The following is a 22,232-nucleotide window of genomic DNA, read 5'->3' as shown; positions in this document are numbered from 1 at the left end:
CCCCCGCCCCGCCTGGGGGCGCTGGGTGCGGGCGGTGGCCGTGCTCGGGGTGGAGGCGGCGGTGGTGTGGCAGGTGGGGGCGGCGACGCTGAGCCCACCCGTCCTGCCGCCGGGTCCGGGCAAGGTGGCGGGGCAGCGGGAGTGGCGGCTGCCGACCGGGTCGCGGCTGGCGTACGTGCGGATCGTGCCCGAGCGGGTCACGCGGCCCGAGCCGGTGATCTTCCTGCACGGCGGGCCGGGCGTGGCCGACCTGGAGGGCGACGCGGAGTTCTACGGCCGGCTCGCGTCCGCCGGTTTCCAGGTGTACGTCTACGACCAGCTCGGCGCCGGTCGCTCGGCCCGGCTGCCCGACCCTCGGGGGTACGGGCTGGCCAGGGACGTGGCCGACCTGGAGGCGATCCGCCGCACCGTACGGGCCGAGCGGCTCAATCTCGTCGCCCGCGACTACGGGGCGCAGCTCGCGGCCGCGTACCTGGCGGCGCATCCGGACCGGGTGGCCAGGACGGTCCTGTACGCGCCGGCCGGTCTCGCCCCGGCCCGCACCCCGGCCCGGCCCGCCCTCTCGGCCGTCGCCCTGGGAGCCGGAGGGCTGCCGCACCCGCGCGCGCTCGCCGTCGCGACGCTGCTGCGGGTGGATCCGGTGAGCGCCCACGCGTTCGCCGGCGACCGGGAGCTGGACGCCCGGCTCGCACTCCTCCTCCGCCACCCGCCCGAGCCCACGTGCCCCGCCTCCGGCCCCGCCCCGGGGTACGGGGGTTACGTGGCGCTGGCCGGACGCCCCGCGCCCGCGTCGCTGCGTACCGGCTCGGCGGCGTTGGCCGCGTCTGCCTTCTCGCGTACCGGCTCGGCGGGGGCGACCGGGTCCGCCTCCTCGCGTGCCGGCTCGGCGAGGCCGGCCGCGCCTGCCCCTCCGCATACCGGCGCGGCGAGGGTGGCCACGCCCGCCCTTCCGCATACCGGCTCGGCGGGGTTGGCTGCGTCCGCCTTCTCGCGTGCCGGCTTGGCGGGGGTGGTCGCGCCTGTGCTGGTCGTCAAGGGTGCGTGTGATGCCGAGCGCTGGGCGGAGGTCGCCGCGTTCCGGCGCGTGCTGCCGCACGCTCGTCTCGCCTACGTCGGTGACGGCGTCCCTCCTGGCCGCACCGACGCCTACCTGGAGGTGCTGCGCACGTTCCTCACCGAGGGCCAGGTGAACGCCTACGAGGGCGACGGCCCTCCGCCCGGCTACCGCGGCCCCTGACGCGACACGCGCGCCGCGTCCGTCGTCACAACGCGTGGCCCTGCGCTCGGCGTCCTGACGCGCCCGGGCAGGGGGAATGCCGGATCATCCGGCCGGCGGTAGTTACTGTCTGTAGCGGAGACGTATCGCTATGTCATAGGAATCCTCATGCGCACCACCAGTCTGACCCTGCCGCTGTCCGTCGCGGCTCTGGCCGCCGTTCTCGCCGGTTGTGCCGCCGACGTGGCGCCGAATCCCGAGGCTGCGGCCGTACGGACCGACACCCAGCCGTCCGAGCAGGACAGGGAGTGGATGAAGACCATCCACCAGGGCAACCTGTCGGAGGTGCAGGCGGGCCGGCTGGCGATGGGCAAGGGCACCACCAAGCAGGTCAAGTCCGTGGGCAAGATGCTCGTCGAGGACCACACGAAGCTGGGCACCAAGGTCACGCAGGCGGCCGCGCAGCTCGGCATCGAGCTGCCCACCTCCCCGTCGAAGGCGCAGCGGGCCGAGGTGGCGCGGCTGCAGGAGGTGACGGGGCAGGACTTCGACCAGGACTTCCTGTCCGGCATGATCAAGGCGCACAAGGAGGCGCTGGCGGCCACCAAGACGGAGGTGTCGAAGGGGGCCAATCCGACGGTGAAGGCGCTGGCCGGGACGGTGCAGCAGTCGCTCCAGCAGCATCTGAACGCGCTGAAGAAGGCCCAGGCGGGCTGATTCGAGGGGCTGAGAGTCGTTCCGTGAATTAGGCGGAAACGTGCCTCCCTCGTGTGTGGCGATATGGCGATTTAGGGTATTTGTCCCTTTTGAACCAGGACGAACACATCGGGGGGATCGTCGTGGCTATGCAAACAGAGATCCGCAGCCTGCTCGACTGCCACGTAGTGGGGTCGGACGGACAGTCGATCGGGAAGGTCGGCCAGGTCTACCTGAACGACCACACGGGAGAGCCGGAGTGGGTGACCGTGCGCACGGGGTTCTTCGGCATGAAGCAGACCTTCGTGCCGCTGGCCAACTCCCGTCGTACGGGCGAGGAGATCCGGGTCCCCTTCGACAAGGAGATGATCAAGGAAGCGCCGAACATCGACGTCGACGACCGCCTGTCCCTGAAGGAGGAGGCCGACCTCTACCGCTACTACGGCATGCAGCCGACCGACATCCCGCGCCAGCGCACCGGCGAGACCTCCATGCGGGGCCCGGCCGGCGGGCGCGGCGGCATACCGGAGGAACGCGGCGGCCTGACCGGCGAGACCGCAGGCCTGACCGGCGACACCACCGGTATGACCGGGGAACGCACCGGCATGACCGGGGAAAGGGCCGGCATGACCGGCGGGATGCGCGGCGGCATGACCGGTGACCTCACCGGTGACCGCGACATCGAGATGACCCGGTCGGAGGAGCAGCTGCACATCGGCAAGGAGAGCAGGGAGTCCGGCCGCGTACGCCTGCACAAGTACGTCGAGACCGAGAACGTCCAGCAGACGATCCCGCTCTCCCACGAGGAGGTCGTGATCGAGCGCGAGCCCATCCGCGACGGCGACATGACGGGCCCGCACGAGATCCACGGCGAGGACCGGGAGATGATCCTGCACGAGGAGCGCGCCGTCGTCGGCAAGGAGACCAAGCCGGTCGAGCGCATCCACGTGCGCAAGCAGGACGTCCAGCACGAGGAGACCGTCGAGGGCCAGGTCCGCCGGGAGCGGCTGGAGATCGACGAGGAGGGCGTGACCAGGGACGACAAGGACGAGCCCTTCGGCCACGACGGTGGCCTGCCGCCCACGCGGTAGGGGGCTCGCGGAAAGTCACGCGGGGGCGCCGGAAAGGGCCCCCGCGGGCGTGTCGGAACAAACCGCTCGGCTTCAGGTGAACAGCGCGAGTTCGGGTCCACAGCGCCAGTTCGGGTGAACGGCGCGGGCTCAGGTGAACAGTTCGACCTCGTTCAGGACGGAGCACTTGCGGCCGATCTCCGCATCGCATCCCGCCGACGGCTCCGTCACGATCTTGACGTGCCGGGCGGTGCGCCCGAGCTCGTCGTAACGCAGCGCGTGATCGACCCGGTCCTTGATGGTCACGACCGGCTCGCCCCAGGATCGGCCGTTCTTCGACACGTAAACGCGCGCACTGGCCGGATGCCCCGGGCGCAGGCTGAGGCCGATCCTGGCCAGCCGGTACGGCCGGTCGAAATGCAGCTCGTAGTGGCCCCGGCCCCGGGCGATGGCGCTCGACCAGTAGCCGGTGCTGCCGTCCAGCGCCCCGCCGGGCCCGGTGCGCGGCCGTTTGGGGCTCGTCCAGCGCATGTCGGTGGTGACGCGCAGGTCGCCGCGGCGGCGCAGCGCGGCCAGGTCCAGCCGCCGCCCGGGCGTGGCGACGTCGAACAGCAGCCGTTTGACCGCGTACCGGCCGCCGAACTCGAAGCGCCCGTGCGCGGGGCAGGCGGTCTCGTCGAGCAGCCCGTCGGGCCGCACGCCGGGCAGCTTGCAGTTGTCGAACACCTGGATGAACCGGTGCGGCCCGACGGCGGCCAGGCCGGTGTAGCCGGAGGAGCCGCGGGTGTCCACGATGCCGTCGCGGTTGTGGTAGGTGACCCGGGGCTCCAGCCATTCGGTGCCGAGCCCGTCGGGGGAGACGGCGAGCCAGTTGTCGGGTCGTCCCGCGCTCAGGATGAGCGCGCCGCCGGGCATCAGCAGCAGCCGGGGCGCGACGCCGCGCACCACGCAGTCGTAGCCGGCCAGGCGCAGCCCGCGCACGGGCTCCCAGGTGCGCCCGTCGTCGGTGGAGCGGGTCTGGTGCAGGGTCGAGTACCGGCCGCCGTCGTGCCGCAGCACCGCCACGAGGCTGCCGTCGACCGCCTGCTCGATGGCCGCCTCGTTGAAGGCGAACCCGGGCTCGGGCGCGGCGATGACCCCGCGCCGTTCGAAGGTGCGCCCGCCGTCGTGGCTGGCGTACACCTCCGCCTGGTACGCCCCGGTGTCGCTGTAGCGGGCGTAGGCCGTGATCAGGATCGTCCCGTCGGCGAGCTGGATCGGCGCCCCGTGCGCGGCCCCGCCGGGCAGCAGGTCGCCGGGCGTGGTCAGGACGGCCTCGGAGCGCAGCCAGCTCTCGCCGTCCTCCAGCGTGGACGAGGTGAGCACGCCGAGGCGGGCGGTGTGCGGCCCGGTCCTGTTCAGGTAGTACTCGGTGGCGAAGAAGCGGCCGTCGTGCAGCTCGATGGGGGATTCGCGCAGCGGTGTCTGGCCGGACGGGCCGAAGGTGCGCCCGCCGTCCTCGGAGACGGACGCGGAGCTGGTGAGGGTGACGACCTTGTCCACGTTCGTGGTGTAGGTGGCGATCACCTTGGTCTCGGGGCGGCCGCGGGGGCCGGTCACGTCGAGGGCCGACACGTTGGGGAACCCGGCGAAGTCGAGCCGTTCGGCGCCTTCCGGCTCCGGCTCGGCGGGCGGCGGATTGGGATGAATCCAGTCTAGGAAGGAAGCAGTGGCCACGAGGTAAGGGCCGGACTGAGCGGGATGATCAGGTAGCACGCAGTAACCGCCTCCGGCCTGCGTCGCACCCGGGTACGCGGGCAGCCCGGCGGCCATGGATACGGCCGCGACCACGGCTCTCGGCACCGGCACTGGCTCGCTCCTCGCCTGTCGTCCGCCATCGGGGGCCCCGTTCGGACTCTAGATCATTCACGCCCCGTAACCCCGCATTCACCTGCGGGAAGTCGCGGGTTCACGAGCGTGCCCCTCCGTGTCGCGGCCCACTCATGCTGGATTCGTTAAGTGCCAGTTGACAGAAAACGCCGGTCTGACGACGATCGGGGCGGCACTATTAAGTGTCAATTTACGTAGGTCGAGAGACCTCGGGTCAGGAGGTGGCCCAGATGAGCATCGAGCCACGGGCGAAGGTCGCCCCGGAGCGCGTGCTGCCAGGCCCGGCGCCCATGGCGCCGGAGAGCGTCGCCCAGGAGCGCGTCGTCCGGCGGATCTGCGCCCGGGTCGCGCCCGAGGGCATGGACGTCGGGGTCGCCGAGCTGCCCCCCGGCGGCCTCCAGGTCTGGATCGACACCCCGATGCCGGTCGGCGAGCAGGAGTCATGGGTGCTGCACCACCGCATGGCCCGCGAAGTGGCGCTGGTCGGCTGGCACTGCGAGGCCGACGCCGACCGCCTGCTGGTGCTCGGCTGGAGCGCCGCGTGCCTGCACAACCGGGTCCGCCTGCTGCAGAGCGGCCTGCGCCGGCTCGCCGACTTCGAGCCGACCGCGCAGCGCGCCGTGCAGCTCGACGGCCGCGTCCCCGGCGACGCGCCCGCCGCCCAGGTGGTGCGCGAGGTGTGCGCCGCGATCGAGCGGCGGCTGCGCTGGCCGGAGCGGCTGGCGGAGCTCGGCGGGTTCGAGCGCGGCTCGGCCCTGCCGCACCTGCAGCTGCTCCTCGCCCAGGTCACCGGCCTGGAGGCGAAGGTCGCGGGCGCCTGCCAGGAGCACCTCGTCATGGCACGGGTGCTGGCGCGGGCCGTCTGCGAGCACTACGCGCGCCACTCCGACCTCGCCCGCGCGCAGCGCGAGGTGCTGGCCGAGTCGCGCCGCTGGGTGCACGCCAGCTCCATGATCACAGGCTCGGCCGGCGCCCGGCCGGGTTCCTCCGGTGCCGGCCGTCCCCACATGGGGCTGGCGGAGCGCCGCATCGCCGCCAGCGTCATCAACCACGGCGTGCCCCGCGTCACCCCGGCGGCCGTCGCTCCGCGGGCCGGCTACCCCGGCTTCGAGGAGACCGAGGAGGGCGCACGCTGACCACCAGCCGCTCAACGGCGAGCGGTCGCCAGGAAACCCCCCATCCAGTCCGGTAGGAGAGCTCCCGTCATGCGAACCCCCCCGCACCTGCCCGCCCGGACCCGGCGCGAGCACACCGACCACGTCCGCCGCCACCCCTACGGCCCGCACGACGTGCCCGCGCAGACCGCGCCCCGCGGCACGCTCGACTTCCCCGGCCCACTCACTGGTACCGCTCCGCCCCTTGAGGAAACCGTCTACACCGAGCAGCGCCTGCTCGGCATCAGGGAGCTGTCCAACCAGGCCATCGGCTCCATCGACGACCTGCTCCAGCACACCGCCTGACGTGTGCCCGCACAGCGGCTCCGACGCAAAAGAGCCGGAAGAGCGAATCTCACCCTTGAGGAGAGCCATGCAGGGATCGTCGAGACTGGAGCTGCGGTCGGGTGACGTCGGGGGTCACCGGCCGCGCTCCGTGGCGGGCGTCGAGACGCCGCGCAGCCTGGACGAGGTACGCGCCCTCGTCCGCCAGGCCACGGCCGAACGCCGCCGCCTCTATCCGATCAGCACGGGCAGGAACTGGGGCATGGGCTCGGCCGTGCCGGTCACCGACGACAACGTGGTCGTGGACCTCGGCGGCATGAACCGCATCCGCGGCCTCGACCTGGAGGCCGGCTTCGCGGTCATCGAGCCGGGCGTCACGCAGCGGCAGCTCGCCGCCGTGCTGCGGGACACCCCGTGGATGCTGAACGTGACCGCCTCGTGCGCCGACACCTCCGTCCTCGGCAACGCCCTCGACCGCGGCGACGGCTGCGTCCGCTCCCGCGTCCACGACGTGGCCGGGCTGGAGGCCGTGCTGGCCGACGGCAGCGTGATCACCACCGGCGGGCTGGACCCGGCGGGCCGCTACCACGGCCGGGTCGCCGGGCCCGACCTGACGCAGACGTTCGTGCAGCACAACCTGGGCATCGTCACCGCCATGGCCGTGGCGCTGGTGCCGCGCCCCGAGACCATCGGGCTCGTGCACGGCCGCATCCCGCGCGACCAGGCCGGCGTGGCGCTCGGGGCGATGACCGCCTTCCTGCGCCGCGGCAACCCGGCCGACGGGCTGATGCGCGTCCGCGAGCTGTCGCTGGTGCCCGGTCACGGCGACTGGATGCTGCCCGCCGGCGTGGACCCGGGCCTGTTCACCATCATGGGGCCGCTCATGGGCAGCGACGCCACCGTGGAGCTGGCCGAGGAGCTGCTGCGCAAGGCGCTCATCGAGGTCGAGGGCGCCGAAGCGGTGCGGGTGGTGGACGCGGCCGAGGTGAGCCCCGACGACCCGCTCTACCCCAGGGCCCTGATGGCGCAGGGCATCCCCACCTGCCGCGGCGTGCACAACGCGCTCGGCGTGACGTCGTGCGACCGGATCGACGAGGGCGCGATGGGCTTCCTGGCGCTGCTGCCGCTCATGCCCATGCACGCCCGCAGGACCGAGCAGATCCTGGACGCGCTGCAGACCGCCGTGGACCGCCACACCACGGCCCTGATGATGGAGTGGAACCTCGTCGGCAAGCACCTGGCCAACGGCGTCATCCAGATCTTCTTCGAGCGCGGCGCGCCCGGCGCCCCGTACCGGGCCCACCAGCTCCGCAACGACGGCAACTGCGTGCTGCGCGGCCACGGCTGCGCCATCTACCGCTCCGACATCGATCACGCCGCCGCCGACGTCTGGTCCGAGACCAGCACCGCCGGCCTCGGCATGCTGCACAGGCTCAAGACGGCGCTCGACCCGGACGGCATGATCTCGCCCGGCCGGTACGGCGCCTGACCCCGACACGTCAGCTCCGCCCCTGCGCGCCCGCCGGAGGGCACGCGAGGCGGGAACACCCATAGGAGGACACGTGCGTTCGTCACCAGCGGCCGTCACGGGGACGGGCACGACCGGCGCCGGCCGGCGACACGGCGTGATGCTGCGCCTGGTCGGTGCGGGTGTCATGTTGACGGTGATGGCCGACACCACGGCCACCACCCTGGCAGTGGGAGTGCTGCGGTACGCGCCCGCCGGCGCCGGCATGCCCCTGGGTGACCTGGTCTGGCTGACCAGCGCGGCGTTCATCCCGATCGCGGCCCTGCTGGCCACCGCCGGCCGCTGGGCCGACCTGTTCGGCCGCCGCCGCGTGCTGGCCGTCGGGCTCGTGGTGTTCGTGCTGGGCGGGATCGCCACCGTGACCGTGGAGCCCTGGTCGTACGTGCTGGCGGCGCGGGCCGTCCAGGGCGCCGGGGCCGCGGCGATGATCCCGGCCAGCCTCGGGCTGCTGCTCGGCGAGCTGCCGGAGTCGCAGCGCCGCGGCGCGATCGCGCTGTGGAGCTCCGCCTCCGGCCTCGGCTGCCTGCTCATGCAGGCCGGCGGCGGCTGGCTGGCCGCCACCGTCGGCTGGCGGGCGCTGTTCGTGCCGGACGTCGTCATCGGCGTCGCGCTGCTGGTCGCCTGCGCCTGGCTGCCGCCGGGCCGGCGGGCCGGCGCCAAGGGCGTGCCCGACGTGCTCGGCGCCTGGCTGCTGGCCGCCGGCATCGCCGTCGTGGTCCTGGCCATCTCCAAGGCCATGGCCTGGGGCCTGGACGTGGTGTGGCTGGCGCTGGCCGCGCTGGCCCTGCTCGGCGGCGCGCTCGCGCAGGCCAGGCACCACCGGCTGCCCGCGATCGACCTGGCCCTGTGGCGGCGGCCCCGGTTCGTCTGGGGCTGGCTGGCGACCTGGGGCTTCGGCGCGCTGTCGTACGGGCTGCTCACCGTGCAGCCGCTGTACCTGCTGCACCTCGGCTACCCCATGCTCGAAGTGGCCATGTGGCTGACCCCCACGTCGGTGGCCGTCGTCGTGACGAGCTTCCTGGCCGGAAAGGTCGTCAAGCGGGTCGGCGCGTACGGTCTCATCTACGCCGGCTCGCTGCTGTGCGGGGGCGCCTGCGTGATCGTGCTGACGCAGGCGGGCCCGACCGTGTGGGGCCTGGTCGCCAGCGTCGTGGTCGGCATGGGGGTCGGCGCGCTCGCGCCCGGCACCTCCGTCGCCACCACCCTGGCCGCCCGCCCCCACCAGTACGCCTCCGCCGTCGGCGCGGCCACCATGGCCCGCATGGTCGGCGGGGCCGTCGGCGTCGCGGTCGTGTCCGTCGTGATCGACCACCCGTTCATGACCGGCCCCTTCGCCGGCCTGGCGGGCGCCCTCGCCCTGTGCGTGGCCATCTCCGTGCTCATCGGGGCGCTGGCCCTGACCAAGATCACCCGGTTGCGGCCGGACCCGGGTGACGTCATGATCAAGGTGCCGCGCCGGCTGCTGCTCGAGCTGCGCATGACCCTCGCCACCGTGGCGGCCGAGGCCGACGCGCTGCTGCCAGTCGAGACCCGCACACCCCCCGCAGACCCCTATAAGGACCCGGTCCCGCGGCCGCGGACGGCCGAACCCGGCCCCCTCGCCGGCACGCGCGGGCATACGCACTAGTTCAACCATTCGAAAGGGCTCTCGTCATGGCAACCACATCGTGCGACGTAGCCATCGTCGGCGCCGGACTCGGCGGCTGCTTCCTGGCCTTACTGCTGGGTCGCCGCGGCCGGCACGTCGTCGTCATCGAGCAGGGACCCTCCGTCCCGAGCGCGGGCGCCGACTTCCTCAAGCCCCCCGGCTTGCGGGTGCTGGCCCGGCACGGGCTCGCCGACCTCGTCGAACGCCATGGCCTGCGACGCGACACCATCCGCTACTACCACGATGGCGACCCCATCCAGGAATGCCGGTTCCCCGACGGCGGGTTCCTCATCCGCCCGTACCGGGAGCTGGTCGAGCTCATCTACACCTCCTGCGCGATGGAGGGCGTCGAGTTCTGGTTCGACGCCGGCATCGCGGACATCGCGGTCGGCGAGGGCGCGGTGGAGGAGCTGGTGCTCGGTGACGGAAGGAGGTTGCGGGCCGGGGCGGTGATCGGCGCCGACGGCACCAAGTCGGCCGTGCGCCAGGCGCTGGGCATCGAGCAGATGACGATGCCGTACGAGCGGTTGCTCATGCGGGTGGCGACCGTGCCGCTCAGTGCCAGCGTCGCCCAGCTCAACCGGCTCTACTTCAGCTCCGAGGGCTGGCTCACCTACCTCTATCCGATCAACAGGGACCAGGCCCGCGTGTTCGTCGGCCTGCCGCCCGAGGACGACAAGGAGATCTTCCAGGACGGCATCCCGGCCCTGCTCGACGAGCTGAAGAAGTTCGTGACCGACAGCTCGGACGCGTTCAACTTCCTGCAGCCCGCCACCTGGCAGCGGATCAAGGTATCGGCCTTGCGGGTGGCGGCGTACCACAAGGGCAACGCCGCCCTGCTCGGCTCGGCCGCGTTCGCCTGCCACCCCATGACCGGCATGGGGATGAGCTACACGCTGCACGACGCCGAGATCCTCGCGGACGTCATCTGCGCGGCCGGGGACGACCCGGAGCTGCTCGACCGGCTGCTGCACGCCCGCTACGAGCCGCGCAGGCACGCCCACCGGCAGCTCATCGACTACGGCGACGCGCTGGCCTCGACCTTCCGCGACCGGGAGGCGTACCTGGCGGCCTTCCGCCCGGACCTGCACGTCCACGGGACGGCCGCAGTACCGGAGCAGGTATCGGAGCAGGTGCCGGAGGAGCCGCCCGCCCTGCAGCGCGCCTGAGCCGGCGTCCCCGCCGCCCGCCATTCCCCACCAGGTGAGAGTCGTCGTCCAGTGCCACGCTGAGTGCGATGGGCCGGCCCGATCCCAGGCGGCGGGGGCGTCCCGAGGCGCTCGATGGTAGGGCTCGCCCTACCTTCAGGACGGGTGACAGCGGGGGTCCGCCAGGCCACCCTCTCTCGCGATGCTGAGGAGCGATCATCCACTCCTCGGCATCGGAGACGAACGACGTGACTGTGGCAGAGACCTCCCACCCGGCCCCGCCGCGACGAGGCAGCGACTTCGCGCGCCTCTCGCGGCGCATCGCGGAAGCCGGGCTGCTCGACAAGCGCCCCGGCTACTACGCGCTGCGGATCAGCCTGGTGGCCGCCCTGTTCGCGGGCACGTGGGCGGCCTTCGCCGCGCTCGGCGACTCCTGGTGGCAGCTCGGCCTCGCCGTCCTGATGGCGATCGCCTTCGCCCAGGTCACCCTCCTGGCCCACGACCTCGCGCACGGGCAGATCTCCCGCTCCCGGCGGGTCAGCAGGATCGCCGGGCTGGTCGCCGGCAACCTCGCCGTCGGGCTCAGCTACGGCTGGTGGATGGACAAGCACACCCGCCACCACGCCAACCCCAACCACGAGGAGCACGACCCCGACGTCGCGCCCGACATCCTCATCTGGTCGCGCCGGCAGGCCGAGGCCAGCGAAGGGCTGCCCCGGTTCATCGGCCGCTGGCAGGCGTTCCTGTTCTTCCCCCTGCTCACGCTCGAAGGCGTGAACCTGAAGGTGTCGAGCTTCCGTGCCCTGCGCAGGAAGTCGCTCAAGAGCCGCGGCACCGAAGCGGCGCTGCTGTCGGCCCACGTGCTGGCCTACCTGGGGGCGGTGCTCCTGGTGCTGCCCCTGCCCAAGGCGCTGCTGTTCCTCGCCGTCCACCAGGCGTGCTACGGCGTCTACCTCGGCTGCACGTTCGCGCCCAACCACAAGGGCATGCCCGTCCTCACCGCCGAGGACGAGCTGGACTTCCTGCGCAAGCAGGTGCTCACCTCCCGCAACGTGCGCGGCGGGCGCCTGGTCAACACCGCCCTCGGCGGCCTGAACTTCCAGATCGAGCACCACCTGTTCCCCAGCATGCCCACCGCCAACCTGCGCAAGGCCCAGCCCATCGTGCGCGACTACTGCGCCTCGCTCGGCATCGGCTACGTCGAGTGCGGGCTGCTGGAATCATGGGGGCAGGCGCTGCGCCACCTGCACGAGGTGGGCCGGCCGCTGCGCGAGGTCAGGACGTGACGACCAGCTCCAGCCCGTTGAAGTCCTCCCTGACCTGATGGCCCGCCTCGACCAGGACCGTCCGCAACGCGAGCAGGACCGCTGAGCGGATGGTCGCGTGCCGGACGAGCTGGTCGGCCGAGGTACCCCAGGTGACGACCACCCCACGCGTGGGGTCGTGCCAGACTCCGAGCCCGCCATCGGCGGACATCAGCGACGGCTCGACGGTGAAGCCCGCGTCCATCAGCTCCCGGCGGACCGCGTTCTCCAGGTCCTGACCGGCGCTCGTGGCGATGTCCATCGAAGTCCGCTGCCCTCACACGCGCGTTCCGAACCTCAGCGGGTCAGGAACCTTGTGAAAAGATGTCGGCTGTGTCCATCCCGCCGATCATCGCGCGCCCCTGGGGGCCGCCTTCCGGGCCGCTTCTTGGGCGGCTCGCCGGGCGGCTTTTCGGGCGGTCGCGGGTTCCGGCGGCGTCCGCGGTGCTGCGGTTGTGGCGGGCCGTCGTGTTCGCGACGGTCTGCGGCGCCGTGTCGGCGGGCGGGCACGCGCTGGCCGGCGGCGGGCCGGTGCCTTTCGAGGTCTGCCTGGCCGGGGTGCTGGCCGCGCTCGGGCTGGCGTACCTGATCGACGGGCGCGAACGCGGCCTCGCCGCCGTCCTGACCGCCACCGTCAGCACCCAGATGGTGCTCCACCAGCTCTTCGAACGGCTCGCGCCCGGCCCCGCCGCCGAGCCGGGCCACGGTCATCCCGCCCCCGGCATGGTGCTCGTCCACCTCGTGGTGGCGGGGCTGACGGCGTGGTGGCTGCATCGCGGCGAGAGCGCGTTGTGGCTGATGATCCGCCTGTACGGGGCGCCGCGCCCGGTCGTACGGCTGCTCGTCACCGCGCCCGTCGAAGAAGGGGCCGGGGCGCCGCCGCTCCGGTGGCGCCCGTTCACCCCCTGCCCCGGCATCCCCGCCGGCCGGACGGTCTCCGGCGCGATCACCAGGCGAGGGCCGCCCGCGGCGGCGCGTCACTGACGCCCCTCCGCACTCTTCGGCCCGGCGTCACCACGTGCGGCGACGCCGCCGCCTTCGCCCTTGCCTGTGTCCGGACGCCCGGCGCCTCGGGCCCGGTCGTCCGGAAGATCATTCTGGAGACCTGTCATGACGACCTCGCTACGCCAGGGCGCCAAGAGCGCCACAGCCGTGCCCGCCCTGCTGTTTCTTCTCGCCCTGCTGCTCGCTCTGCCCGCTTCGCCCGCCTATGCCCACGACTCGCTCAAGCGCAGCTCGCCCGCCAAGGACGCGGAGGTCTCCTCCGTCGAGAAGATCGAGCTGGAGTACAGCGCGAGCGTCAAGTTCCCGTTCGTCGTCCTGCACGACGCGGCCGGGAAGGAGGTCGCGCTCGGCGAGCCACGACTGGACGGGCCGCTCGTGACCGCCGACGTGCCCCAGCCGCTCGCGCCCGGCTCGTACGCGATCGCCTGGCGTGTCGTTTCCTCCGACGGACATCCCATTGAGGGCGAAATTCCCTTCAGCGTGAAAGGATCATCTTCGGCGTCGGCCTCACCCACGGGTGAGGCGTCCGTAGCGCCGTCCAGCGCGGCCCCCGCCACGGGGGCGGCCCAGCCTTCGGCAGCGGGCGCGCAGTCGGCCTCGGAGCCGGCCGGGGTGCCCGGCTGGATCTGGGCCGGGCTGGCCGTGCTGGTGGTGCTGGGCGGGTTCGTGCTGTTCAGGAGCTCGCGCCGGAGGCCCGATCGGGAGGAAGTGGATGCGGATTGAGCAGGCCAGGCAGATCGCACAGGAGTGGGTGCGGGAAGAGGGCGCCGGGCTGCCCGGGTTCGGCGGGGCGTTCCTGACCGGGTCGGCGTTGTGGCCGACCCGGGTGAGGAGCTGCCGCCGACGTCCGACGTGGACGTCATGGTGGTCGAGGAGACGGCCGCCCGCATCCACCACGTCGGGAAATTTCCGTACAAAGGGGTGTTGCTGGAGGTCTCCACCACCACCCCGCCCGGCTCCCCGCACGAGGTGCTGAGCGACTACCACCTGGCGGGCAGCTTCCACCTGCCGTGCGTGCTGGCCGACCCGTCCGGGCGGCTCACCGAGCTGCAGCGGATCGTCTCCCGCGACTTCGCCGAACGCCCCTGGATCCTCGCCCGCTGCACCAACGCCATGGACCGGGTGCGCGGCTGGATCAACGGCATGGACGAGAGCGCGCCGCTGCCCGACCAGGTCAGCGGCTGGCTGTTCGGCACGGGGGTGACCGCGCACGTGCTGCTGGTGGCCGGGCTGCGCAACCCCACGGTCCGCCGCCGGTACGCGGCCGTGCGCGACCTGCTCGCCGAGCACGGGCGGCTCGACTTCCACGAGAGCCTGCTCGACCTGCTCGGCTGCGCCGACCTCGACGCCGCCCGGGTACGGCGCCACCTGGCGGCGCTGGCCAAGGCGTTCGACGCGGCCGCCGCCGTACGGGCGCCCGGCTACCGGTTCGACTCCGACATCTCCGCCGCCGCCCGGCCGGTCGCCATCGACGGCACCATGGAGCTCATCGAGCAGGGCCTGCACCGGGAGGCCGTGTTCTGGCTGGTGGCCACGTACACCCGCTGCCTGGCCAAGCAGGCGGCGGCCGGGGTGCCCGTGCGGTACGAGGAGGAGTTCCACGAGCTGCTGGAGGACCTGGGCGCGCAGACGTTCACCGACCGGCGCCGCCGCGGCGACCGCGTCCTCGCCGCCCTCCCCGGCCTCTGGCAGACGGCCATGGCCCTCTGCTGACCGCCGCCCGCCGCGCTGCCACCTTGAGTGCGACCGGTCGGGCGGCCCCCGGTGAGCGCCGGCGGGGTCAGCGGCCGTCGAGGAGGGGGAGGGCGTCGCCGTAGATGTCCGGGCTGCGGTCCGCCGCGCCGACGAAGTCGCCCGGGAAACCCAGGTCGAACTCCACGGCCGACTCCAGCCGCCGCATCGCCTCCTCCGGCAGCTCCCGGGCCAGGTCGCAGGCGCCCAGGTCGTCCTTGAGCTGCTCGGCGCCGCTCGTCCCGAGGATGGGATGCACGCCGCGCCGCAGCGCCCACGCGATCGCGAGCTGCGCGGCCGTCACGCCCAGCTCGCCCGCCACCTCCAGCACGACGCGCACCCCGGCCCGGTCCCGCTCGCTGATCGACTCGGGCGACACGCGCCCGGCGGGAGCGCCGGGGGCGGCGTACCGGCCGGACAGGACGCCGTGGGCGAGCACCCCCCACGCCGCCACGCTGATGCCGAGGGCCCGCGCCATCGGCAGCAGCTCCCGCTCGATGTCGCGCCGCAGCAGGCTGTACGGCACCTGCAAGCCGGCGAACGGCGTCCACCCCCGCCACTCCGCCAGCGTGTCGGCCCGGCTCACCACCCACGCCGGCGCGTCCGAGATGCCCACGTACAGCACCTTCCCCGACCGGACCACGTCGTCCAGCGCCCGCATCGTCTCCTCGATCGGGGTGTGCCGGTCCCACACGTGCACCCAGAGCAGGTCGATGTAGTCGGTACGCAGCCGCCGCAGGCTCCGCTCCAGCGACAGGACGAGGTTCTTGCGGTGGTTGCCGGCCGCGTTGAGGTCGGTGCGGTCGCGGGTGGGCGTGTACTTGGTGGCCAGCACGAAGCGGTCGCGGCGGCCCTGGAGCAGCTCGCCGACGACGTCCTCGCTGTCGCCGTACATGGAGGCGGTGTCCACGACGTTGCCGCCGGACTCGGCGTACAGGTCGAACACGCGCCGCACCTCCGGCGTGGCCTCGCGGTAGGTCATCGCGCCGAGGAACAGCTCCGACACCCTCAGGCCGGTCCGGCCCAGCAGCCTGTACCGCATCATGCCGCCTGGTAGGGGACGGCGAGCCGGGCCCGGCACAGCGCGGTGCTCCACCAGCCGAGCTGGTCGAGCAGGGCCTTGGCGGCGGCCTCGGCGCCCTCCACGTCGCGGATGAGCCGGCCGTCGGTGTCGAAGCGGGTCCAGTGCTGGTCGAAGCTGATCCAGTTGCGGATCGGCACCGCGTGCAGCTCGCCGAACACCTGCCGCAGGTGCTCGGCCGCGCGGATCCCGCCGCCCTGCCCGCCGTAGGAGATCAGCGCCACGGGCTTGGCCTGCCACTGCGTCAGGTGCCAGTCGATGAGGTGCTTGAGCGCGGCGGGGAAACTGTGGTTGTACTCGGGCGTCACCACCGCGAACGCGTCGGCCCGCTCCAGCCGATCCGCCAGGCGCCGCAGCTCCTCCGGCCGTCCGGACACGTCGGCCAGCTCCATCGGCGAGAGCGGCAGCGCCGCGGGCAGGGGCGTGTCGGCCGGGTCGATGACATCCAGGTCGAACAACCCGTGCGTGCTCGCCTGCTCGCTGAACCATCGCGCGATGCCCGGCCCGTAACGTCCCTCACGGAGGCTGCCCGAGATCACCGCCAACTTCATCTTCGTCATGGCCGTCAGCCTGCCGAACCGCCGCCCGCCGAGAAAGGCCGTGCCCAGACTGGCCCCGGCAGGGCCACGATAACCGCGCCCGCCTGTCCGTAGACTCGGGGCCGTGAGCGAGAACGAGCTGGGCGCCTACCTGCGCTCGCGCCGTGAGGCACTCAAGCCCGCCGACGTCGGCCTGCCCGGCGGCGGCCGGCGGCGCACACCGGGGCTGCGCCGCTCCGAGCTGGCCACGGTGGCGGGGGTGAGCGTCGAATACCTGACCAGGCTGGAGCAGGGCCGCGACCGCAACCCGTCCGTGCAGGTGCTCGTGTCGCTGGCCGACGCCCTGCGCCTGACGCCCGACGAGCGCATGCACCTGCGCCACCTCGCCAAGGTGACCAGCGGCGGCGTCGCGCTGTGCCCGGCCGCCTCGCAGGCGCCCGCCCGCGTCGTACGCCCGGCCGTGCACGCCCTGCTCGAACGGCTGGAGCCGGCGCCCGCCGCGCTGTTCAACCGGCTGGGCGAGGTGATCGCCCGCACCACCGGCTTCGAGCGGCTCTTCGGCCCCATCGGTCTGCTCGACGACGAGACGCCCAACCTGACCCGCTACGTCTTCACCGACGTCCGCGCCAGGATCGCCTTCCCCGACTGGGACAAAGCGGCCGACGAGCAGGCCGCCGCGCTCAAGTACGAGGCCGGGCCCGACGACCCGTGGGCGGGGGAGCTGGTCGACGTGCTCGCGTTCGCGGCGGGCGAGGCGTTCACCGCGCGCATGGCCGCCTCCACCGGGCCGCCCCGCATGGCGCCCGTGCAGCGCATGGCGCATCCGGGGGCCGGCGAGCTGCGGCTGGCCAGGGAGCCGCTCGACCTGCTGGGCGACGACCAGCGCATCCTCGTCTACCTGCCCGCCGACCCCGCCACGGCCGCCGCCCTCGACCGCCTCACCGGCCGCCACCCCGGCGCGCTGCGCGCCGTCAGCGCCTGAGCCCGGCCCCGCTTGGAGGACGCGGGCCCGGGTAGCGGGCCGGTATGAGGCGAGGAAACTGGGAGGTCAGGCCGCTGGGCGGGTGGATGGGCTGCCTGGCGATGATCCTCATATCGCTGGTCCTGTCGGTCGTGCTGACGATCGTCGTCAACCTGCTGCTGTGAGCACGCGGGGTCAGGCGCGGCGCAGGGTGCGGGTCAGGCCGGCGGCGATCGTCGTGGCCAGCACCCAGCCCGCCGCGATCAGCCCGTACGCCAGCCACTGCGTGCCCCCGCCTGGGTTGAACGCCTTCTCCTGCCCGAAGTCGATGATCGGCAGCAGCAGGTCGAGACTGTAGACGAACGGGTTGAACTCCGGCGCCTCCCCGCGCTTCAAAGGCGGCGGCTCGGCCACCGCGAACACCACCGTGCCCACGGCCAGCAGCGCCACCAGCCACCCGGCCGCCCGCAGCGGATGGAAGCCGTAACCGACGGTGACGTCCTGCAGATGGCCCCAGAAGCGGGCGTACCCGGGCAGGGTGCCGCGCCGCTGCCGCTGCCCGGCCAGGAGCGTGGCGCGGGCGTCGCCCTCGCTGCCCAGCCGCCGGTACATCGCGGCGAGCTGCTCGTAGGCGTTCGGCAGGTAGCCGTCGGGGTCGCGGCGCAGCCAGTTCAGGCGCTCCGCGGCCGGCAACATCGGCTCCAGCACCTCGTACGACAGCCCGTCCATGCACAGCTCGTCCGGCCAGTCGCGGGGGTCGTCCTGCAGCGCCCCGACGCGCGCGTGCCGCAGGTCGACCGTGCCCCGCACCGGCTTGGCGGTGCGCATGGCCAGCTCCCGCACCTCCAGGCGGCGGCAGGTGAGCGCGATGCCGCCGGGCGCCTCCAGCGTGGCGCCGTCGAAGCAGAGGCGGCTGCCGATCTGCGCGTACGTCAGCCGGATCCGGCCGCGCGCGGAGAAGCCCTCGCACAGGTTGAGCACCTTGCCGACCGTGAGGCCGTTCGCCGACAGGGCCGTGCCGCCCGGGTTGGCCAGGGTGGCGCCCTTGAAGTGCGCGGGGCCGGTCACCGAGGCGTCGGTCAGGCTGACCTCGCCCTCGGCGGACATGCCGTCGCGGGCCAGCAGCGCGCCGTCCACGGTCAGGCGGTCGCCGCGCAGGGCCACCTCGCCGGGGGCGCGCAGGCGGGCGCCGTCGAGGGTGAGCGTGCGGCCGACGGAGGCGCCCTCCAGCCAGACGACGCCCTCGGTCTCGATCCGCGACAGGTACAGGCCGCTCTCGGCGTTCAGCCCGCCACCGTGCAGGGCCAGGCCGCCCGGGTTGCGCAGGGTGGACTGCCGCAGCGTGAGCGGGCCCGAGACGCGCGCGAACCGCAGCGAGAACTCGCCCTCCACCTCCATCCGCCGCGCGAACAGCCCCACCTGGGCGACCAGGTTCGAGCCGCCGAACGCCAGCCCGCCGGGGGCGCGCAGGCGGGCGCCTTCGAGGTTCACCGCGGCGCCGATCCTGGCTGCGGTGAGGATGATCTCGCCGTCGCCGGAGAACCCGTCGCGGGCCAGCAGGTTGCTGCCGACGTCGAGGTGCTCGGCGTTGAGCGCGGTGCCGCCCGGGCACTCCAGGCGCGCGCCGTTCAGCGAGAAGTTGCTGCTGACGCGGGCGCTGCGCAGGCGCACCTCGCCGGTGACGTGGCAGCCGGTCAGCCGCAGGTCGCCCTCGACCTGGAGGTTCGAGGCGACCAGGCCGGGCAGGGCGCAGCCGGTGAAGCTGAGGAAGCGGGTGCGGGCCTGGTAGAGGTCGGGGGCCTCGTCGAAGGCGCAGTCGCGGAAGGTGACCGGCAGGTCGACCTCGCCGAACGCCAGGTGTAAGCGGCCGGTGACGCGCGCCCCCGACAGGCGCAGGGCCGGCTTCTCCTTCGGGTCGGTGTACTCGCCGAGCAGCAGCTCCGCCAGCACCTCCGCCCGCACGCTCCGCTCGGGGCCCCAGGCGGCGGCGTTGGCGGGGGAGTCGTGGGCGGGGTCGCCCGAGCGCAGGTCCACGTCGTGGCCATGGCGGACGGCGACGGCCAGGGCCTGCTCGGCGTCGGTGAGTTCGGCGTTCGGCACAAGCCCATCCTGCTCCAATCGCGACGCCGGCACGCCCGCAGGCCGGCACGCCCGCAGGCCGGCACGCCCGCACGCCCGCCACACGTCCGCGCGTCCGCCGCACACCCGCCACACGTCGTCCGCGCGTCCGCCGCACGTCAGTTGCGCGTCGCCTACGCGCGTACGTCGAAGCCGAGCGTGCCCGCCACCACCGTCGCCTGGACCGCGTCGATGATCGCTCCCGTGAGCGTCGCCTCGCGCGGGTCGAGCGTGCTCAGGTCGCTGCCCCGCAGGTCGCACCGCGACAGGTCGGCCCCGTGCAGCCACGCACCCGACAGGTCGGACCGCCGCAGCTCGGCGCCCTCCAGCTTGGCCCCGGTCAGGTCGGCCTCACGCAGCCGGGTGCCCTGGAAGGCGCTGCCGCGCAGGTCGGCGCCGGGCAGCCCGACGTAGGACCAGTCGCCGCCCTCCACCTTGAGCAGCCCGAACGTGCAGCCGTCGAACATGCTGCCGGTCAGCTTGCAGCTCCTGAACGTGGCGTCGAAGAACGAGCAGCGCGAGAACACGCAGTTGAGGAAGCGGGCGTCCTCGTGCACCGACACGTTGAACCGCACGTTCCTGAACTGGCACTCCTCGAACGAGGAGCCGTGGTCGGCGACCTCGGTCATGTCGACGTCCTGGAACAGCACGCGGTGGTGGCTCTCGTGGGAGAGCTCCCTGCCGTCCCAGTCGGCCGATCTGACGGTGGTCTCCGTGGGCGGCGCCGGGACGCCGTACCTGCGCTCTGCCATGCGAACAAACTAGCGGATCCGGCCGCCCCTAGGCGCGCTTGGCGATGGAGGTGATGACCGGCTGCACCAGCTTGGCCGCCAGGGGGCCGAACGCCGCCAGGATGAGCACGTACGCCGCCGCGAGGGCGCCCAGGTCGGGGTGCACGCCCGCGCCGACGGCCAGGCCCGCGATGACGATGTTGAACTCGCCGCGCGGGATGAGCGCGATGCCCGCCCGCGCCTGGCCGGCCTTGGCGATGCCGGCGCGCCGGGCCGCGTACATGCCGGTCAGGATCTTGGTGATCATGCTGACCACGGCCAGCAGCGCGGCCAGCCCGGCCACCGGCAGGATCTTCGCCGGGTCGGTCTGCAGGCCGAAGAAGACGAAGAACACCGCCGCGAACAGGTCGCGCAGCGGCGCCAGCAGCGCCTGCGCGTCCTCGGCCAGCTCGCCCGACAGCGCGATGCCCACCAGGAACGCGCCCACCGCCGCCGACACCTGGAGCTGCTGGGCCAGCCCGGCCACCAGCAGGGCCAGGCCGACGACCTTGAGCAGCAGCACCTCGGAGTTCGGGCTGGAGACGAACGCCTCGATGAACCGTCCGAACCGCAGCGCGACGACCAGCACCACGCTCACCGTCAGCAGCGCGATGCCCACCGAGATCGCGCCCTGTACGAAGCTGAGCCCCGCCAGGAGGGTCGTCAGGACCGGCAGGTAGATCGCCATCGTCAGGTCCTCGAACACCAGCAGCGACAGCACCGTCGGCGTCTCCCTGTTACCGATCCACCCCAGGTCGGACAGCACCTTGGCGGTGATGCCCGAGGAGGTGGCGTAGGTGACGCCGGCCATCGCGACGGCCGCCACGGGGCCCCAGCCGAGCAGCAACGCGCAGGCGGCGCCCGGGGCGGCGTTGAGCACCAGGTCCACGATGCCCGCGCGGGCGTTGCCCGCCAGGCTCTTGACCAGCTCGTCGGCGTTGTACTCCAGGCCGAGCGTGAGCAGCAGCAGCACCACGCCCAGCTCCGAGCCGATCCCGAGGAACTCGTCGCTGGTGGCCAGCGGCAGCACGCCGCCGGTCCCGAACGCCAGGCCCGCGATCAGGTAGAGCGGGATGGGCGAGATGCCGACACGCAACGCCAGCGCGCCGAGAATTCCCAGACCGAGGAGGACAGCACCGAACTCCAGAAAAACGACCGCGGTATGGTGCACCCGCGGCCCTACCCGTTCGCCAGGATGTCGGCCACCTCGGCGGTGCTCTCCTCGCTGCCCACGACGACCACGACGTCGCCGGCGCTGAACGGGAAGTCCGGCCCCGGGCTGGCGAACACCTGCCCGGCGCGCACCACCGCGACGATGGATGCGCTGGTACGGGTACGCACGCGCGCCTCCCCCATGGGGCGGCCCGCGTAGGGGGAGCCGGCCGGGATGGGGAGCTGCACGCTGACCAGGCCCTCGACCTGCTCGTGCAACGCGTTGAGCCGGGCCACGATGCGGGGGGCGCCCAGGAGCTCGGCCAGGGCGTCGGCCTCCTCGTCGTTGAGCTTCACCGTCTGGCAGACGGCGTCCGGGTCCTCCTTGTCGTAGATGACCAGGTCCCGGCGGCCGGTGCGGTGGGACACGACGCCTACCCGTTGTCCTTTGCGGGTGGTGAAATCGTGTCGTAGCCCGATTCCCGGCAGTGCTGTTTGTTCGACCTCCACCTATCCCACCCGTCCAGATCCGCATATTTCCGGACAACCCTACCAACGTCATACCCCGGTCTGGTCTGCGCCAATGACACGCCATACCGGATCTTGCCGTCCGGTGAAGGCCGAGGTCCTTCAAGGCAAAAGCGCACCGCGCGCCACCGACCCACACCGCCTCCACCTGCGCCCGGACGTCCTGCGCCCCGGCAGCCGGTGCGGCGGTGGGGGTGGCACGCGTGGGAGGGCTCCGCGTGCGCTGGTGCTGCGTCCCGCCCGCCGTGCTGCGTCGCGTCGGCCCGTGCCCGCACTCGCCGTGCCCGTGCCCCGGGCGGCCAGCGCCTCGGCCGGGGCGGGTGGGTTCGGGTGGGGCTGGTGTGGGGTTGCCTGCGCAAGGCGTAACCTACGTGCGAGACTGCCCGTACAGGCCGTCAGGCGCCGCGGCCGGTGGAAAGACGGCGGCGC

21 protein-coding genes are annotated in these 22,232 nt (G+C 73.1%); 13 read left to right on the top strand and 8 right to left on the bottom strand.

From position 1 onward, the window contains the following. The 3 genes from KIS93_RS62885 to KIS93_RS62875 all read left to right on the top strand — a co-directional run. Positions 1 to 1,237 (top strand): alpha/beta fold hydrolase (locus KIS93_RS62885; RefSeq protein WP_186405201.1); only part of this gene is annotated, 1,237 nt, incomplete at its 5' end. Positions 1,238 to 1,384: 147 nt separating this feature from the next. Beyond that, on the top strand, positions 1,385 to 1,933 hold the full coding sequence (locus KIS93_RS62880; RefSeq protein WP_080040475.1) for a DUF4142 domain-containing protein: 549 nt from the start codon (positions 1,385 to 1,387) through the stop codon (positions 1,931 to 1,933). A 128-nt stretch (positions 1,934 to 2,061) separates the two neighbouring features. Next, entirely contained in the window at positions 2,062 to 3,003 is a 942-nt protein-coding gene (locus KIS93_RS62875; RefSeq protein WP_080040474.1) for a DUF2382 domain-containing protein, read from the top strand. Positions 3,004 to 3,132: 129 nt separating this feature from the next. Here KIS93_RS62875 and KIS93_RS62870 read toward each other — a convergent pair whose 3' ends face one another. After that, entirely contained in the window at positions 3,133 to 4,698 is a 1,566-nt protein-coding gene (locus KIS93_RS62870; RefSeq protein WP_186405200.1) for an exo-alpha-sialidase, read from the bottom strand. Positions 4,699 to 5,081: 383 nt separating this feature from the next. Between KIS93_RS62870 and KIS93_RS62865 the strand changes: the two genes are divergently transcribed. The 6 genes from KIS93_RS62865 (at position 5,082) to KIS93_RS62840 (ending at position 11,900) form a co-directional block, all read left to right on the top strand. Beyond that, complete coding sequence (locus KIS93_RS62865; RefSeq protein WP_080040472.1) at positions 5,082 to 5,987, top strand: hypothetical protein; 906 nt, start codon at positions 5,082 to 5,084, stop codon at positions 5,985 to 5,987. Positions 5,988 to 6,056: 69 nt separating this feature from the next. Next, positions 6,057 to 6,311, top strand: coding sequence for a hypothetical protein (locus KIS93_RS62860; RefSeq protein ID WP_080040471.1), 255 nt, complete (start codon positions 6,057 to 6,059; stop codon positions 6,309 to 6,311). A gap of 67 nt (positions 6,312 to 6,378) precedes the next feature. After that, positions 6,379 to 7,779 carry an FAD-binding oxidoreductase gene (locus KIS93_RS62855; RefSeq protein WP_080040470.1) on the top strand — a complete coding sequence of 467 codons (1,401 nt, stop codon included), beginning with the start codon at positions 6,379 to 6,381 and terminating at the stop codon, positions 7,777 to 7,779. 73 nt (positions 7,780 to 7,852) lie between these two features. Continuing rightward, positions 7,853 to 9,445, top strand: coding sequence for an MFS transporter (locus tag KIS93_RS62850; protein WP_155128006.1), 1,593 nt, complete (start codon positions 7,853 to 7,855; stop codon positions 9,443 to 9,445). A gap of 26 nt (positions 9,446 to 9,471) precedes the next feature. Next, a complete protein-coding gene (locus tag KIS93_RS62845) occupies positions 9,472 to 10,635 on the top strand; it encodes an FAD-dependent monooxygenase (RefSeq protein WP_080040468.1) in 1,164 nt (387 codons plus the stop codon). 227 nt (positions 10,636 to 10,862) lie between these two features. Beyond that, a complete protein-coding gene (locus tag KIS93_RS62840; protein WP_230466345.1) occupies positions 10,863 to 11,900 on the top strand; it encodes a fatty acid desaturase family protein in 1,038 nt (345 codons plus the stop codon). On the opposite strand, the gene KIS93_RS62835 is transcribed toward KIS93_RS62840, so the two are convergent. After that, a complete protein-coding gene (locus KIS93_RS62835; RefSeq protein ID WP_080040466.1) occupies positions 11,890 to 12,180 on the bottom strand; it encodes a hypothetical protein in 291 nt (96 codons plus the stop codon). The genes KIS93_RS62840 and KIS93_RS62835 overlap by 11 nt on opposite strands. Before the next feature lie 71 nt (positions 12,181 to 12,251). Between KIS93_RS62835 and KIS93_RS62830 the strand changes: the two genes are divergently transcribed. The 3 genes from KIS93_RS62830 to KIS93_RS62820 all read left to right on the top strand — a co-directional run bounded on the left by KIS93_RS62830 (position 12,252) and on the right by KIS93_RS62820 (position 14,636). Then, positions 12,252 to 12,902 carry a hypothetical protein gene (locus KIS93_RS62830; RefSeq protein WP_080040465.1) on the top strand — a complete coding sequence of 217 codons (651 nt, stop codon included), beginning with the start codon at positions 12,252 to 12,254 and terminating at the stop codon, positions 12,900 to 12,902. 126 nt (positions 12,903 to 13,028) lie between these two features. Then, entirely contained in the window at positions 13,029 to 13,646 is a 618-nt protein-coding gene (locus KIS93_RS62825) for a copper resistance CopC family protein (RefSeq protein ID WP_080040464.1), read from the top strand. Positions 13,647 to 13,736: 90 nt separating this feature from the next. Beyond that, positions 13,737 to 14,636 carry a hypothetical protein gene (locus tag KIS93_RS62820; protein ID WP_222108210.1) on the top strand — a complete coding sequence of 300 codons (900 nt, stop codon included), beginning with the start codon at positions 13,737 to 13,739 and terminating at the stop codon, positions 14,634 to 14,636. Between the two features lie 67 nt (positions 14,637 to 14,703). Here KIS93_RS62820 and KIS93_RS62815 read toward each other — a convergent pair whose 3' ends face one another. Both KIS93_RS62815 and KIS93_RS62810 read right to left on the bottom strand, forming a co-directional pair. Then, positions 14,704 to 15,696 (bottom strand): aldo/keto reductase, encoded by a 993-nt coding sequence (locus tag KIS93_RS62815; protein WP_080046941.1) that lies wholly within the window; start codon positions 15,694 to 15,696, stop codon positions 14,704 to 14,706. Beyond that, positions 15,696 to 16,295: an NADPH-dependent FMN reductase gene (locus KIS93_RS62810; RefSeq protein ID WP_080040462.1), complete on the bottom strand. Its 600-nt coding sequence runs from the start codon at positions 16,293 to 16,295 to the stop codon at positions 15,696 to 15,698. The genes KIS93_RS62815 and KIS93_RS62810 overlap by 1 nt, the downstream gene beginning before the upstream one ends. Positions 16,296 to 16,398: 103 nt before the next feature. Here KIS93_RS62810 and KIS93_RS62805 point away from each other — a divergent pair, with 103 nt between their 5' ends. After that, a complete protein-coding gene (locus KIS93_RS62805; RefSeq protein ID WP_080040461.1) occupies positions 16,399 to 17,256 on the top strand; it encodes a helix-turn-helix domain-containing protein in 858 nt (285 codons plus the stop codon). Positions 17,257 to 17,430: 174 nt separating this feature from the next. Here KIS93_RS62805 and KIS93_RS67180 read toward each other — a convergent pair whose 3' ends face one another. The 4 genes from KIS93_RS67180 to KIS93_RS62785 form a co-directional block, all read right to left on the bottom strand. Beyond that, positions 17,431 to 19,335, bottom strand: coding sequence for a hypothetical protein (locus tag KIS93_RS67180; RefSeq protein ID WP_080040460.1), 1,905 nt, complete (start codon positions 19,333 to 19,335; stop codon positions 17,431 to 17,433). Positions 19,336 to 19,487: 152 nt separating this feature from the next. After that, complete coding sequence (locus KIS93_RS62795; protein WP_080040459.1) at positions 19,488 to 20,105, bottom strand: pentapeptide repeat-containing protein; 618 nt, start codon at positions 20,103 to 20,105, stop codon at positions 19,488 to 19,490. Positions 20,106 to 20,133: 28 nt separating this feature from the next. Continuing rightward, positions 20,134 to 21,294 carry a cation:proton antiporter gene (locus tag KIS93_RS62790; RefSeq protein WP_080040458.1) on the bottom strand — a complete coding sequence of 387 codons (1,161 nt, stop codon included), beginning with the start codon at positions 21,292 to 21,294 and terminating at the stop codon, positions 20,134 to 20,136. 8 nt (positions 21,295 to 21,302) lie between these two features. Beyond that, positions 21,303 to 21,785 (bottom strand): cation:proton antiporter regulatory subunit, encoded by a 483-nt coding sequence (locus tag KIS93_RS62785; protein WP_080040457.1) that lies wholly within the window; start codon positions 21,783 to 21,785, stop codon positions 21,303 to 21,305. Positions 21,786 to 22,232: the final 447 nt, after the last annotated feature.

It is taken from the genome of [Actinomadura] parvosata subsp. kistnae, assembly GCF_900323885.1.
Taxonomy (GTDB): Bacteria; Actinomycetota; Actinomycetes; order Streptosporangiales; family Streptosporangiaceae; genus Nonomuraea; species Nonomuraea composti.
Note: the sequence above shows the minus strand (reverse complement) of the source record. Positions and strands in the feature narration are given on the sequence as shown.